Raw genomic sequence first — 13,979 nt, 5'->3', positions numbered from 1 at the left:
AGGAAGGTTACCCGGAAACGCTAAAAGAAATCAGCGCTGACCCGGAAGAATTGCTCGACCTTGCTCGTCATCGCGCCTTCATAAAAGAGCAGAACGTGATCATTCGCCTTCACGGTTACGTCGCTGGACGCAAAGACAACCTCGCCATCGCGTAGGACGGCCGCAGCGGTCACGCCCTTTGGCAGATCATCATAGCCAAGCGTCTTGCCGATCAGCGGGGATGTATCGAGTGTGACGCCTTCTGCAATCTCTGCGGCTCCATCTTCCAGCGACTGCAGCGCGAGAATGCGGCCACGGCGCATCTTCATAAGAATGCGCGAAACGGTGAGCGCCCTAGGGTCGAGCACCGCGTCGAGTTTCATTTCGCGGGCGAGAGACGCAAGCTCAGGCGCGTTGACGAGCGCAAGCGCACGTTTGGCCCCCATCTGTTTGGCGAGCTTTGAAATAAGGATGTTGGTCTTGTCGTCATGGGTCGTTGCAATGACGAGATCGGCGGTCGGGGCGTCGGATTCTTCCAGGATATAGCGTGTCAGGCCATCCCCATGGATGACAATGGTGCGTGAAAGCTCAGCGGCGGCCCGCTCGGCACGCCCCACATCTGCTTCGATGACCCGAACGCGAATACCCGATTGCTTCTCGAGCCCCTTTGCGACGTACAGGCCGACATTACCGCCGCCGACAACCACGACGCGGCGCATCTCCGGCTCCGGCCGATTGAAAATGCTGTTCAGCCTGTGACTGTGAGATTTCAGGACAGCGACATAGGCGGTGTCGCCAATCTTGAGGTGGTCGTTTCCGCGGGGTGCAAAAACATGGCCCGCCCTGTTAATGCCGACAACCCGTGCACTCAGGCTTGGAAACAGCCCCTGTATCTGATCCAGCGCCGTATCAAGGACGGGGCTGTCTGCAAGCACCTCGATCGCGACAAGTTGAACATCACCGCGTCCGAAGTTCACGCTCATCAGCGCACCGGGCGTGCTGAACCGCTGAAGGATGGCATCACCAACTTCAATCTCTGGCGAGATGACGAGATCAATGCCGAGACCTTCTCGCGAAAAGAGCTGCCGGTAACCGACCTGGAGATATTGCTGGGCCCGGATGCGCGCAATCTTGTTGGGAATGTTGAACAGCGTATCCGCGACCTGGCAGATCACCATGTTCACTTCGTCGGAATAAGTGACCGCGATGATCATGTCGCAATCGGCGCCGCCTGCTGATGCCAGGACTTCGGGATGGCCCGCGTGCCCCTCAATGCCCCGGACATCCAGTTCGGTCTGCACAATATCAATCAGCTTGGTGTCCTGATCGATCATCACGATGTCATGGTTTTCCCTGGCTAGCCGCCGTGCAATGCCCTGCCCGACGCGCCCAGCTCCACAGATAATAACCCGCATGGCTAGACTTCCGACCGCGATGCCGACGCATTGACGCCAAGCGCTTTCAGCTTCCTGTGCAGCGCCGACCGTTCCATGCCAATAAACTCGGCTGTGCGGGAGATATTGCCGTCGAACCGGGTAATCTGAAGAGTCAGATACTCGCGCTCGAACTGCTCGCGGGCATCTCGAAGAGAAAGACCGACGAGATCAGCAGAGGCCGACGGATGGGCGCTGCCGCCGAGACCGCTTCTCTCCTGTGGCAGCTCATCCACGGACACCGGACGCTTTGCATCATGGGGCGACAGGATCAGAATACGCTCAACCAGGTTCTTTAGCTGACGGACATTGCCTGGCCACTCCATGGACTGAAGGACAGCAACGGCCTCGGACGAAAACGAGCGGGCATTCAGTCCGGAACTGTCAGATATCTTGCCTGTAAAGTGATCGACCAGCGCCGGGATATCATCTCGGCGCTCTGCCAGAGATGGCACACGAATAGGTACGACGCTCAGCCGATAATAGAGGTCTTCCCGGAAACGCTTTGCAGCGATCTCTTCCTTGAGATCCTTGGTCGATGCGGACATGACGCGCACATCCACGTGCACGTCTGATTTGCCGCCGACACGCTGGAAGCGCTGCTCTGTCAGCACACGCAGTATCTTGTTCTGTGTGCCGAGGGGCATATCGGCCACCTCATCCAGCAGAAGCGTGCCGGTATGGGCCTTTTCAAAGAGACCGATCCGCTTCGGTCGGCCCTCATGGTCTTCCTCACCGAAGAGCTCCTGCTCCATAAGGTCCGGAGAAATATTTGCCGCGTTCACAACGACAAAAGGGCCATCATGACGATTGGACTGCGCATGAATAAGGCGTCCGGCAAGCTCCTTGCCAGCGCCAGCTGGTCCTGTGACCAGAACACGAGAATTGGTCGGGCCGACCTTGTCGATAGCCGTTCGCAACGTCGCGGCCGCATGGCTGGTACCGATCCAGTCATCACTGCTGATGACCATATTGCGGAGCGATGCATTCTCACGCTTCAGCGCCGTAGATTCCAGCGCTCTGCCGACAAGGTGCAACAGGCGGTCTGACTTGAAGGGCTTTTCGATAAAGTCATAGGCGCCGCGCCGGATGGCAGCGACGGCTGTCTCGATGTTGCCATGCCCACTGATGACGATGACCGGGATAAGCGGGTCGATCGACTTCATGAATTTGAGAACCGACAGGCCATCCATGTCGCTGCCCTGCAGCCAGACATCAAGGATGACCAGACCCGGCGCACGCATCCTGACTTCCTCAAGGGCCTTCTCTGCTGTCGCCGCGGTGCGGACAGCATAGCTTTCATCCTCAAGCACCCCCGCGATCAGGTCGCGGATGTCTGGCTCGTCGTCTACGACAAGAATATCGGCACTCATGAGAGAACCTCCGTGGTCTCAACTTCGGCAAGCTCGTCCAGTTCGGCATGTTTTGGCAACATGATCCGGACACGCGCGCCGCTACGCGATCCCTCGCGCTCCTGTAATTGTATCGCCCCACCATGATCGACGATGATCCTGTTGACGATGGCGAGCCCCAGACCGGTGCCCTTTTCGCGCGTTGTGACATAGGGTTCCAGAAGGCGTTCGCGCGCCTCTTCAGGAAATCCCGGCCCATTGTCCTCAATGATGATTGCGATCGAATCATCACTCTCTTCGATCTTGATTTCTATCAGCCCCTGTTTCTCTTCCGTTTCAGGCAGGCGCTCGATTGCTTCGGCAGCATTCTTTACAATATTTCCAACGGCTTGTCCCAACAGGCGCTCATCCGCTGATATCATCAGAGGCTTTCGTGCATGCACGATGTCCACGTCGATTTCAGGGCTGACAACCTGTTGCGAAAAGCCGATTTCATCAATGAGCTTGGCGAGGTCGAACGTGTCCAGGGTCGGTTTTGGCATGCGCGCGAAGCCGGAGAACTCCTCGACCATACGGCCAATGTCGCTGACCTGCCGCAATATCGTATCAGTGCACTTCTCAAAGATCGTATCGTCTTCGGGAATGTACTGTGTATAGCGACGCCTTAGACGCTCGGCCGAGAGCTGAATCGGGGTCAGCGGATTGCGGATTTCGTGCGCGATGCGACGTGCGACGTCACGCCAGGCAAGCTGTCGCTGCGCCGTTACAAGACGTGTCGCGTCATCGAAGGTGAGAACCAGCCCTCCGGTTGAATCGCGGGCCGCTTTTAATCGGAAATGGCGCGGGCCGCCGACAGTGCGAAGATCAAGCGAGGCATCAATCGGCAGCCCGGATGCCATTGCCTCCTCGGTATGAGGCATGAAAGCGGGCGCGATCTCCGAAAGGAGGCGCCCCTCAACCGGTGCTTCAGCGTCGAGGAGCTTCTGCGCCGACGGGTTCGCCAAAGTGACGACAAAGCCTTCGTCGATACGGATGACGCCGGCGCTTACCTCTTCAAGCAGGGTTTCCAGGAAGAGCCGCCTGTCTTCGGCCTCTTCGCGCGCGAAGATGAGCGCAGATCGCTGCGCGCCCAACTGTTCTGTCATGACGTTGAAAGACCGCGTCAGGGCGCGAACCTCATCCTTGCCTCGCGGAAGCGGGACGCGGATATCGAGATCTCCATCACGCACAGACTGGGCCGCATTTGCCAGCCGGCCAATCGGCCCGGTGATCCTGCTTGCCGCCTCAAGCGCCAGCCTGATCGCCATTAGGAGGACGAGCGCAACGATCTGGCCATAGGCAACAATGAAGAGCGCCTGCGAACGCGTACTCAGCTCGCCAGCAATCCGGTATTCCTCCAGCGCCTGCTCTGCACGTCTGAGGCGAGCAAATGCATCGCGGTCTAGGGGCTTGGCGAGATAGAGATAGGCCTCTGTCATCCCGTTCAGCTTGATAAGCGACGTCGTGAACCCTTCATTTTCGAAGAGAGACAAGACCACTTCACCGTCGTCGGCTTCATCGAACATGTCAGGTGTCGGCCGACGGTAGTAGGCTTCACTACTCGCATTCTGGCCAATGGAAAGCGGATCCCCCTCGCGGTCGATGACATAACCCACGCGCATGTTCCGCAGCAGGGCCTGCATGCCGAGATATGAGGAAAAGGCTTCCGGCTCATCGGTGAGGCCTTCCAGCGCATTGTTTATATCGGTGGCCGCAAGGCGCGTGTCCTCCTCGAGGGAGTCGCTATACTCATCGACGTTTTCACGCGCGACTGTCGCAGTCTGCTCAACGAGAGTGAAGACACGCTCGCCAAACCAGGTGTCGAACCCACGCGAGATGGCCGCCCACAGAAAGACTGAGACGACGAGAGCCGGAATGACGGCGGAAAGGCTGAACAATAGCAGGAAACGGCGCGCCAGCCGGTTGCCCTCGGCGCCCTTCTCCAGCGTTCTGGAGGCCCGGTAGCGCTGCACAATAATCAGGGCGAGGATGCTAATGATAACCGTATTGGCAATGATCATTGCCTGGACGTCGCGGCTCATTGGCGCGATCGGGTCCATCTCTGATACGGCGACAAATGTCACCATGGCCGCCAGAAAGGCAGCTACGAGAAACAGCCACTGAAACAGGGTCCAGCCGGTCTGGGATTTTCCAGGCTTCAGGAAGCCGCGCAAACTCTACCTCGTCGGTGTCGCTGTTGTCGAAGCGCAACACTGAGACTTTAGAGCAACAGACCGGGAGGCGTCAATCAGTCGTCTGCGAGGCCGAGTGAGTTGATCCTGGAGCGAAGCGTGTTTCGGTTGACCCCTAGAAGGGCAGCTGTCCGAAGCTTGTTGCCGGATGTAACTGACAAGGCAAGCTTGATCAGCGGGCGCTCAACCTGCTCCATGATGGTGCGGTGAATGTCGCTATCGTCCGGGTCTGCCTGCAGCAAATCGGCCATTACGTATTTGTGCAACAGCGTCTCGACTTCCTTCTCGAAGCTGCCGGACGACGAGATGTCCTTCAGCGCTTCGGCCCGCAGTTCGCGCTCGACGTCGCGCTGAGAAATCACGGCATCAGGGCTGAGCGCCGCAAGACGCATGATGAGATTTTCGAGCTCGCGAACATTGCCCGGCCAGTCATAGGCCATGATGAGGTCCATCGCCGCTGGCTCCAGCTGCTTGCTTGGCAGCCCTTTGCGTTGAGCGCGGATGAGGAAAGCGCGAACCAGTTCGGGAATGTCTTCCTTGCGCTGTCGCAGTGGCGGCATAAAAATCCGCACCACATTGATGCGATAGAACAGATCTTCTCTGAAGCGGCCTTCCTCAACGAGGGCGCCTAGCGGTTTGCGCGTCGATGCGATAATGCGCGCCCCACCTGCTTCCCGCATCAGCTTGACAAGCTGGGTCTGTGCCTCGGCGGGCAAGTCACCGATCTCATCGAGATAGAGCGTTGCACCCTTGTCGAAGGCGAGGCCCGGTTCTTCAGCTGTCCCGAAGAGGTCCTTGCTGATCCGATCGGTCGGCATTGCGGCCAGGTCCAGCGCCTTGAACGGCCCGGTCATCTCGCTGCCGAGCTCATGGATGGCCTGGGCGGCAAGCTCCTTTCCGGTGCCGGATTCGCCCTCGATCAGGACGGTCAAGTCTGTACTCATCACTCGCGAAATGATGCGGTAGACTTCCTGCATAGGCTCTGAGCGGCCAATTAGAGGCAGGCTGTTCTCGCCCTGCCCTTTCAGAGCATCAGCGGCGGCGGCATCCTTGCGCAAAGGCCCTTTGAGCGCGCGCCCGACAAGGCTGGTCAGCTGGTCGATATCGAACGGCTTGGGCAGATAGTCATAAACGCCATGGCGAGCAGCTGACGCCGCCGTCAAAATCGTGTTCTGGCCGCTCATCACAATGACGGGAAGGTCAGGACGGGCCAGCTTGATGGACGGCAGCACTTCGAAGATTGCCGTGTCACCGAGATAGACGTCGGTGACGATCACGTCGCCTTCGCCATTGCGCACCCAGCGCTCAAGCGCATCCACAGAGCTGGTCGCGCGGACCTGATAGCCCGCGGTGACAAGGGTCTGGTTGACGACCAGCCGGATGCTGGCATCGTCTTCGGCGAGCAGTACAGTCTTCTGACTCATTGAACGTTTTCCCGTTTCATCGGCAGGAACACCGAAAATTTTGTCTGGCCGGGCCGGCTTTCGACCTTGATGCGGCCTTCATGTGCCGCGACGACCTCAGAGACGACACTCAAACCAAGACCGCGCCCGCCAGCTTTCGTCGATGAGAACATATCGAACATCTGGTCGCGGGTCTCCGCGCTTATGCCTTTGCCATTGTCTTCGACCGTTATCCTGATCGCGCGCTGCAGCCGGTTCACATTGCGCTTGCTGGAAAAGGCAAAGCCGGTCTCGAAGGCCGTCTGCAACGTAACCTGGCCTTTGCCGCCCGTTTCACCAGCCGCTTCGGCAGCATTGCGGACGATATTCTGGAAGGCCTCATGCAGATGGTCTTCATCGCCGAGTATTTCGGGCAATGATGGATCATAGGCACGCTTGAGCATGATGTTGCCACCATGCGCGGCTTCTTCAGCGACAAGAATCTTGTCGAGAAGCTGGTGGATGTTGAAACGGTCGCGGCGCGGGGCTGAGAACAGCTCGAAGGCCGACAGACGGCTGACGAGTCGTTCGATCCGGCTTGCCTCGCTGCGGATGATATCAAGTAGCGGTGCCTGGGTCTCATCTGCTCCGCGCAGAAGGAGCTGCGCAGCACCGGAAATTCCGGCCAGCGGGTTCTTCACTTCATGTCCGAGTATGCGGCCAAAGCCGGAGATGCCTGCCGCGCTGTCTGCGGCATCGCGAACAAGTGACTCGCAGAGCGCAACAATCGTCGTGCCCTGCGGGGCCGGACGCAACCGCACATCGTAGAGCTTACCTTTAAGAACCGATGGGCCGGACACTGTAACGCCATGGGCGCTGACATCGCCTTCTTCGCCGCTTACCCGGTCCAGAAGCTCAAACAACGGCGAGTCGTGATAGACGAACTCGCCCAGATTTCTCTGCCTCAGAATGGCCAGAGAATGGCCCAGTACAATCTGAGCTTCGGTATTGGCCGCCAGTATCGTCCGCCGCGCATCAATGTGCAGGACCGCAAAAGGCGCAAGATCAAGAAGGCTCGCTTTTTCGCTCACGCAGCGACACTCCACTTGTCGGCATAGACCCGGTTCAGGAAATCGAAGAGCGGGGCCGGCTCGACAAACTTGCACGCTGCGCTGCGGATTTCTCTGCGCTCGGTGTCAGACCAGTCATTCGCGAGCCAGTCGATGGAGGCCGAGATGTGCTTGCGCACGATCCGCAGACCAAGGCATGTCCCATAGAGCGTCATGCTATCCTCGATCTGCTCGATCAGGCTCTCATGCTTTTCGGCGGCGCTCGGTTCGCTCCAATTGGTTCTTCCAGCAAGGTGAGCCGAGATCTCACCCAGCATCCAGGGGCGCCCCACGGCTGATCGCCCGACCATGACACCGTGAGCCCCAGACTGCTGCAGGGCTTTATCCGCGTCTTCGACGGACCCTATATCGCCGTTCACCACAACAGGCAGCGCGACGGCATTCACCGTATCTGATACCCGTGCCCAGTCCGCCTGCCCCTTGTAGTACTGGCAGCGCGTGCGCCCGTGGACCGCTAACATGCAGAGGCCAACGTGTTCGGCGTATTGGGCGAGTTCAGGCGCGTTGAGCATATCGCTGTCCCAACCGAGCCGCATTTTCAAGGAAACCGGAAGGCCACCGGCCCCCTCAAGAGCGGCATCGATAATGGCCTTTGCAAGATCAGGCTCTTTCATCAAGGCCGAGCCAGACTGACCGCCCGTCACCTGCCGGGATGGACACCCCATATTGATATCGATCTGGTCGACGCCCGCCTCAGCGAGCAGTTCAGCGCCGCGCCTCATGTCTTCGGGCCGTCTTGCGGCGAGCTGGACGATCCAGCGCCCCTTGCCCTCATGACGACATGTGCGGCGTACAACATCGGGCCGGGCCATGGCCAGCGTCTCACCGGCCACCATCTCCGAGACGACAGCTTCAGCGCCAAACCGCACGGCCTGACGGCGGAATGCGGCGTCCGTCGAGCCTGACATCGGAGCAAGCCAGACTTTTTCTGCCAAAGGATGATGCATAGACTTCATATACTCAGTTTGAACATATTTTTGCTCTGCACAATAGTTGAGCATGCTGGCCGCACACGGACAGAGAATTGCTGTGGCCAATCCGCATCAGCCCCATTAATGGCCAACTTATGAGCGTGCATGCAATCATCGTAGCGGCTGGCGCTGGACAACGCGCTGGACGAAATTCGCCCAAGCAGTTCGAAATGCTTGCCGGCAAGCCGGTTTACAGATGGTCTGTCGATACGCTTCTGGCAGATGAGCGATTTAAGACGGTCTGCATCGCTCTTCCGAAATCAAGTCTGGAGGCGGTGCGCGCCACCCTTCCAGTCGACCAGAGACTTGTTTGCGTTGCGGGCGGCGCCGAGCGCGCTGACTCCGTGCGCAGCGGATTGGATGCGCTTGAGGCCGATGAGAATGATCTGGTCTTCATCCATGATGCGGCTCGGCCCGGGCTGGACGGGGTCATTATCGACCGTCTGATCGAAGCCCTCGATGCGCATGTCGCTGCAGCGCCCGCCTTGCCCATCACGGATGCTGTAAAGCGCCGTGAAGATGGAGCTCTGCGTACGATCGATCGCTCCGACTTGTACAGGATACAGACCCCTCAGGCCTTTCGTCTGAACGTCCTCAAGGATACGCTCAGCCAGACCAGTAAGGCTTATGTCGATGATCTTGAAGCTGTCGAGGCAAGCGGGGTTGCTGTCGAGCTGGTTTCTGGATCAGAGAAATTGAGCAAGATCACCTACCCCGATGATTTCGAGAAAGTTCGCTCTCTTATGTTTTCCAGCGACCTCCCCATCAGAGTTGGCACAGGGTTCGACGTCCACGGTTTTGAGCCAGGGCCCGGCGTTACACTTTGCGGCGTCTTCATTGAGCATGATGCCAAACTGAAGGGGCATTCTGATGCGGACGCTGGCTGGCACGCGCTGACGGACGCGATTCTTGGAGCCATGGCGCTCGGCGATATCGGCGATCACTTTCCGCCGTCTGATGCGCAATGGAAGGATGCCGACTCCGGTATGTTCCTGCGCCACGCAATTGACCTCACCCGCCAACAAGGCTGGGAGCTTACCAATTGCGACGTGACGCTGATCTGTGAGGCCCCAAAGATCAAACCGCATCGCGAAGCCATGCGAGAAAAAACAGCCGCTGTGACCGGACTTGCGCTAGACGCCGTCAGCATCAAGGCCACCACCACCGAGGGCCTCGGCTTCACTGGTCGAGGCGAAGGGATTGCGGCGCAGGCCGTGGCAACGCTGAGACAGCTTCGTTAGGAGTATAAAATGTTTCCAGACCGACTTCGAAATCTTTGCCTGCTGACCATGGATGAAGCGCGCGAACGCCGCATCAAGATTGCGACGGCAGAATCCTGCACGGGTGGCCTGATCGCAGCGCTGTTTACGGAATTCTCCGGCTCGTCAGACGTTTTCGAGCGCGGCTTTGTCACCTATTCCAACCGCGCAAAGGAAGAGGTGCTTGGCGTGCCAGGCGATCTAATCGCGGATAATGGCGCGGTCTCTGAAGCAGTGGCCCGGATAATGGCCGAAGGCGCGCTTGAGGCGAGCCGCGCAAATCTTGCCATTGCGGTGACCGGTGTTGCCGGCCCCGGCGGCGGCACACCGATGAAGCCGGTGGGCACAGTTCACATTGCCTGCGCCCGTGAAAACAAGGCCGTTCTCCACGAAGTCTGCTATTTCGGGGATATTGGCCGCCACGAGGTTCGCATGGCGACGATCGAGACAGCGCTCGAAATGATCCGGCAGCAAATTCCGTAAGACGCTGTTCCGGTCAGGTCCGACGCGCACCATATCGCCGGTCGGCCTCTTCGATGAAGGATTTCATGATCTTGTTGACGGCAAGAGACGTGTTCGCCTTGGCAAGGAATGACAGGACCGGGTTGCGGAACTCATAATCGATAAAGAAGTCGATGACCGTGCCAAGCTGGCCATCCGGCGTCATCTTCCAACGGTTCTGCAGCCGCTTGAACGGTCCGTACGCAAGCTTCACTTCAACCGTGTTATTCGGCTGGTCGGCGGTGATGTCGGTCGCAAAGCGCTCGGAAAAGCCTTTGAAGCCGACATCGACCTCACCGCGATATTTTCGAACGCCGTTTTCTTCGCGCTCACCGCTCACCTTCATGGAGCGGATCCATTTGATGAAATCGGGATAGCGGCGAACATCCGCGACAAGATCAAAGACCTCATCGGCGCGATGCTCGATGATCACCTGCTTGGAAAGACGCGGCAAAGGCGGCTCCTACTGATTGCCAGCGACCCGGGCCGCTTTCATCTTCGCGAAGTCTTCGTCGGCATGATAGCTCGACCGCGTTAATGGCGAGGCGGAGACCATGAGGAAACCCTTGGACCGGGCGATCTCCTCGTAGGATTTGAATTCATCTGGATGGACGAAACGGTCAACGGCCGCATGCTTGCGCGTCGGCTGAAGATACTGACCGATCGTCAGGAAATCGATGCCGGCCGTGCGCATGTCATCCATGACCTGCATGACCTCTTCCTTGCTCTCGCCGAGGCCAACCATGAGGCCGGACTTTGTGAACTGGTTGGGGTCGCGGGTCTTTACGCGCTCCAGCAGACGCAATGAGTGATAGTACCGGGCGCCTGGCCGGATGGAGAAATAGAGACGCGGCACTGTTTCAAGATTGTGATTAAACACGTCTGGCGCGGCATCGATGACGATGTTTTCCCAGCCATCCTTGCGCAGGAAGTCAGGTGTCAGGATCTCGATCGTCGTGCCCGGTGACGCAGCCCGAATGGCGTTGATCACATCAACAAAGTGCTGCGCGCCGCCATCCTCGAGGTCGTCGCGGTCCACAGAGGTAATAACGACGTGCTGCAGGCCCATCTCATAGACGGCATCGGCAACGCGGCGCGCCTCGTCGCGGTCGACGGGCTTCGGCTTGCCGGTCGAAACATTGCAGAACGAACAGGCGCGCGTACAGACCTCGCCCAGGATCATCATGGTCGCGTGCTTTTTCTCCCAGCACTCGCCAATATTCGGGCAACCGGCTTCCTGGCAGACCGTGACCAGCCCGTTTGAGCGCACAATTTCCTGCGTCTCGTGGAAACCGCGGCTGGTCGGCGCCTTCACCCGGATCCAGTCGGGCTTGCGCAGAACCGGCGTGTCGGGCCTGTTGCGCTTCTCCGGATGCCGGAATTTCTGTTTGCTCTCAATGAGTGTCACCATGGCCCCTAAATGGACTGATGGGGCCGCCTCATCAAGTTGCAATGTCGCATGACGGGTTTGACCCGGCTGACCTTGCGAGTTGCTTTCGTCACCTTCTGTGACATTTTGTTACAAAATTCAGATCAGCACGAAGCGAAGCCCGCCATGTCAAACATTCCGAGCCCGATTCCCTACAATGCCAAACGCACGCGTACGGACATCTTTTCCGCCTTTCTGAGAGCGCGCAGGGAATTCGGCCCGTCGACAACCGCTGTGATCGACGGGGATGAGCGCGAGCTGACCTATAACGATCTTGCGCGCGCCGCTTTCGCCCTCGGCTCCGCCCTGAAGCGGAAGACCTCAAAAAACGAAGTTGTTGGCATCATGCTCCCGACAGGCGCAGGAGCTGTCATCGCATTCCTGGCGGTCCTTGCCGCTGGCCGTATTCCCGCAATGCTGAACTTCACGGCTGGGTCGGCGAACATCAAGTCAGCGATGAAGGCCGCAAAGGTTGAGCGCATTCTTACGGCGCACAAATTTGTTGAACTGGGCAGCCTTGAGCCGCTGATTGAAACGCTGAGTGACGCCTCTGAAATCATCTATCTTGAAGACGTTCGCGAGAATCTGAGCGTCAAGGACAAGCTGAAAGGCGTCGTTGGCCCGATTTTTCCAACGACCGTCTTTGCAGGCCCGGACCACAAGAAGACGGGCGTCATCCTCTTCACATCCGGCACTGAAGGGGAGCCGAAAGGCGTCGTTCTCAGCCATCAGAACATTGTGTCCAATGTCGAGCAGGTCCGCGCCCATATCGGCCTCGATCCGCAAGCCGATGTGGTCTTCAATCCGTTGCCGACATTTCACTGCTTCGGCTTGACCGTCGGCGCGCTGCTGCCGCTCATGGCTGGGGTCAAAGCGATCTTCCATCCGACCCCCCTGCAGCCGCGCGAGATCGCCAGACGCATTGGCAAGACCGGTGCGACCATTCTGCTCGCGACCGACACCTTCATATCCCAATATGCCCGTGTCGGCGAAGACGGCGACCTCAACAGCGTCCGTCTCGCGGTCTGCGGCGCTGAGCGCGTGCGCGATGAGACGCGGCAACTGGTCCGCCGCAAATTCCAGATCGAAATCCTTGAAGGTTACGGCGCCACCGAAGCCTCTCCCGTCGTCGCCGCCAATTGCATCGAAGAGAACAGGCCCGGCAGTGTCGGCCAGCTTATGGCCGATATGGAATATGAGCTTATACCCGTTGAAGGCATTGAGGATGGCGGCAAGCTCCGCATCCGCGGCCCGAACGTCATGCAGGGCTATATGCGTTCGGATAATCCCGGCGTGATCGAGCCCCTGGATGAAGGCTGGCACGACACCGGCGACATCGTGGCGATCGACAAGGATCGCTTCATCCGCATTCAGGGCCGCGTCAAACGCTTTGCCAAGATAGGCGGCGAAATGGTCTCGCTTTCCGTCGTTGAAAACTGCGCGAGCGCCATCTGGCCGGACGACATGCATGCGGCCGGCGCGATCCCCGATCCGCGCAAGGGTGAGCAGGTCGTGCTACTCACGACAGCCGCTTCTGCCAATCGCAGCGACATACTTGCCTGGTCGCAATCTCACGGTGTTTCGGAACTTTCTGTCCCGCGAAAGGTCTACCATGTCGATGACATCCCGGTCCTCGGGACAGGGAAAATCGATTATGGCGCCGTCAATCAGCTCGTGAAAGATCTCACCAGCGCCTGACGGTCACGGATAGATACGAGTTTCGCCATGCGAAATTCACAATTGTCGTGTTCAAGCGCGCCGATAACACGAAGCAAGACAGGCAAATAATATTATGCTCAAACTGATTACTTCGCTGCTCGTTCTTTCAGGGGCCGCGCTCGGCGCATCTGCGGATGACGATAACGAAAAACATACGCTCGGCTGGCTGGAACATGTCCGTATTGCCGACCTCGACATCGAACTCGACGCAAAGCTCGACACTGGGGCAACGACATCCTCCATTCATGCCGAGATTATGTCCGCGCCACCTCGCAAGGAGTTTGACGATGAGGATGAGAGCCGCGACATCATCTTCAAGGTCATCAACGAAGATGGCGATGAACGGACAATCGAAACCGAGATCGTCCGCTGGGCAGCCATCAAGACCAAACAGGGCGGCGTTCTTTATCGGCCGGTTGTCGAACTTGAATTCTGTCTTGGCGGATTGCTGATCGAGGATGAAGTAACGCTCGCTGATCGCGGCAATTTCAACTATGAAACTCTCATCGGGCGCAACATGCTTGAAACTTCAAATATCATTGTTGATTCAAGCGAAATCTATACGAAGCGTGCTCGTTGCCCTAAATAGCCCA

At 58.3% G+C, this 13,979-nt stretch carries 12 protein-coding genes; 4 read left to right on the top strand and 8 right to left on the bottom strand.

Annotation, left to right across the window (positions count from 1 at the left end):
• Positions 1 to 20: 20 nt before the first annotated feature.
• From trkA to F550_RS0103900, 6 genes are all read right to left on the bottom strand, one after another.
• Positions 21 to 1,394: a Trk system potassium transporter TrkA gene (gene trkA / locus F550_RS0103925; RefSeq protein WP_026180551.1), complete on the bottom strand. Its 1,374-nt coding sequence runs from the start codon at positions 1,392 to 1,394 to the stop codon at positions 21 to 23.
• Positions 1,395 to 1,396: 2 nt separating this feature from the next.
• Entirely contained in the window at positions 1,397 to 2,785 is a 1,389-nt protein-coding gene (ntrX, locus tag F550_RS0103920; RefSeq protein WP_018147225.1) for a nitrogen assimilation response regulator NtrX, read from the bottom strand.
• Positions 2,782 to 4,977 carry a sensor histidine kinase NtrY-like gene (locus tag F550_RS16790; RefSeq protein WP_018147224.1) on the bottom strand — a complete coding sequence of 732 codons (2,196 nt, stop codon included), beginning with the start codon at positions 4,975 to 4,977 and terminating at the stop codon, positions 2,782 to 2,784. Before F550_RS16790 ends, ntrX begins: the two co-directional genes overlap by 4 nt.
• A gap of 74 nt (positions 4,978 to 5,051) precedes the next feature.
• Positions 5,052 to 6,419: a sigma 54-interacting transcriptional regulator gene (locus F550_RS0103910; RefSeq protein WP_018147223.1), complete on the bottom strand. Its 1,368-nt coding sequence runs from the start codon at positions 6,417 to 6,419 to the stop codon at positions 5,052 to 5,054.
• Entirely contained in the window at positions 6,416 to 7,468 is a 1,053-nt protein-coding gene (locus F550_RS0103905) for a two-component system sensor histidine kinase NtrB (RefSeq protein ID WP_018147222.1), read from the bottom strand. Before F550_RS0103905 ends, F550_RS0103910 begins: the two co-directional genes overlap by 4 nt.
• Positions 7,465 to 8,415 (bottom strand): tRNA dihydrouridine synthase, encoded by a 951-nt coding sequence (locus F550_RS0103900; protein WP_233348985.1) that lies wholly within the window; start codon positions 8,413 to 8,415, stop codon positions 7,465 to 7,467. The genes F550_RS0103905 and F550_RS0103900 overlap by 4 nt, the downstream gene beginning before the upstream one ends.
• Positions 8,416 to 8,573: 158 nt before the next feature.
• Between F550_RS0103900 and F550_RS0103895 the strand changes: the two genes are divergently transcribed.
• Both F550_RS0103895 and F550_RS0103890 read left to right on the top strand, forming a co-directional pair.
• On the top strand, positions 8,574 to 9,719 hold the full coding sequence (locus tag F550_RS0103895) for a bifunctional 2-C-methyl-D-erythritol 4-phosphate cytidylyltransferase/2-C-methyl-D-erythritol 2,4-cyclodiphosphate synthase (protein WP_018147220.1): 1,146 nt from the start codon (positions 8,574 to 8,576) through the stop codon (positions 9,717 to 9,719).
• A 9-nt stretch (positions 9,720 to 9,728) separates the two neighbouring features.
• The gene (locus F550_RS0103890) at positions 9,729 to 10,220 is read left to right on the top strand and encodes a CinA family protein (RefSeq protein ID WP_018147219.1); all 492 of its coding nucleotides are present in this window, start codon (positions 9,729 to 9,731) and stop codon (positions 10,218 to 10,220) included.
• Positions 10,221 to 10,233: 13 nt separating this feature from the next.
• Here the strand turns inward: F550_RS0103890 and F550_RS0103885 are convergent, their stop codons facing one another.
• Positions 10,234 to 10,692, bottom strand: a complete 459-nt coding sequence (locus F550_RS0103885) for a type II toxin-antitoxin system RatA family toxin (protein ID WP_018147218.1) — start codon at positions 10,690 to 10,692, stop codon at positions 10,234 to 10,236.
• Positions 10,693 to 10,701: 9 nt separating this feature from the next.
• Positions 10,702 to 11,649, bottom strand: coding sequence for a lipoyl synthase (gene lipA / locus F550_RS0103880; protein WP_018147217.1), 948 nt, complete (start codon positions 11,647 to 11,649; stop codon positions 10,702 to 10,704).
• Between the two features lie 144 nt (positions 11,650 to 11,793).
• On the opposite strand from lipA, the gene F550_RS16785 reads away from it, so the two are divergent.
• On the top strand, positions 11,794 to 13,365 hold the full coding sequence (locus tag F550_RS16785; RefSeq protein ID WP_018147216.1) for an AMP-binding protein: 1,572 nt from the start codon (positions 11,794 to 11,796) through the stop codon (positions 13,363 to 13,365).
• A gap of 94 nt (positions 13,366 to 13,459) precedes the next feature.
• Positions 13,460 to 13,975, top strand: a complete 516-nt coding sequence (locus F550_RS16780) for an ATP-dependent zinc protease family protein (RefSeq protein ID WP_018147215.1) — start codon at positions 13,460 to 13,462, stop codon at positions 13,973 to 13,975.
• Positions 13,976 to 13,979: the final 4 nt, after the last annotated feature.

It is taken from the genome of Henriciella marina DSM 19595, assembly GCF_000376805.1.
GTDB lineage: Bacteria > Pseudomonadota > Alphaproteobacteria > Caulobacterales > Hyphomonadaceae > Henriciella > Henriciella marina.
The sequence above is the reverse complement of the archived record's forward strand: the minus strand, read 5'-3'. Positions and strand labels throughout refer to the sequence as shown.

Excerpts from the sequence above, each read along its gene's own strand:
- trkA (WP_026180551.1), bottom strand. The coding sequence starts at position 1,394 with ATGCGGGTTATTATCTGTGGAGCTGGGCGCGTCGGGCAGGGCATTGCA.
- ntrX (WP_018147225.1), bottom strand. The coding sequence starts at position 2,785 with ATGAGTGCCGATATTCTTGTCGTAGACGACGAGCCAGACATCCGCGAC.
- F550_RS0103910 (WP_018147223.1), bottom strand. The coding sequence starts at position 6,419 with ATGAGTCAGAAGACTGTACTGCTCGCCGAAGACGATGCCAGCATCCGG.
- F550_RS0103900 (WP_233348985.1), bottom strand. The coding sequence starts at position 8,415 with ATGTCAGGCTCGACGGACGCCGCATTCCGCCGTCAGGCCGTGCGGTTT.
- F550_RS0103895 (WP_018147220.1), top strand. The coding sequence starts at position 8,574 with ATGAGCGTGCATGCAATCATCGTAGCGGCTGGCGCTGGACAACGCGCT.
- F550_RS0103890 (WP_018147219.1), top strand. The coding sequence starts at position 9,729 with ATGTTTCCAGACCGACTTCGAAATCTTTGCCTGCTGACCATGGATGAA.
- lipA (WP_018147217.1), bottom strand. The coding sequence starts at position 11,649 with ATGGTGACACTCATTGAGAGCAAACAGAAATTCCGGCATCCGGAGAAG.
- F550_RS16785 (WP_018147216.1), top strand. The coding sequence starts at position 11,794 with ATGTCAAACATTCCGAGCCCGATTCCCTACAATGCCAAACGCACGCGT.
- F550_RS16780 (WP_018147215.1), top strand. The coding sequence starts at position 13,460 with ATGCTCAAACTGATTACTTCGCTGCTCGTTCTTTCAGGGGCCGCGCTC.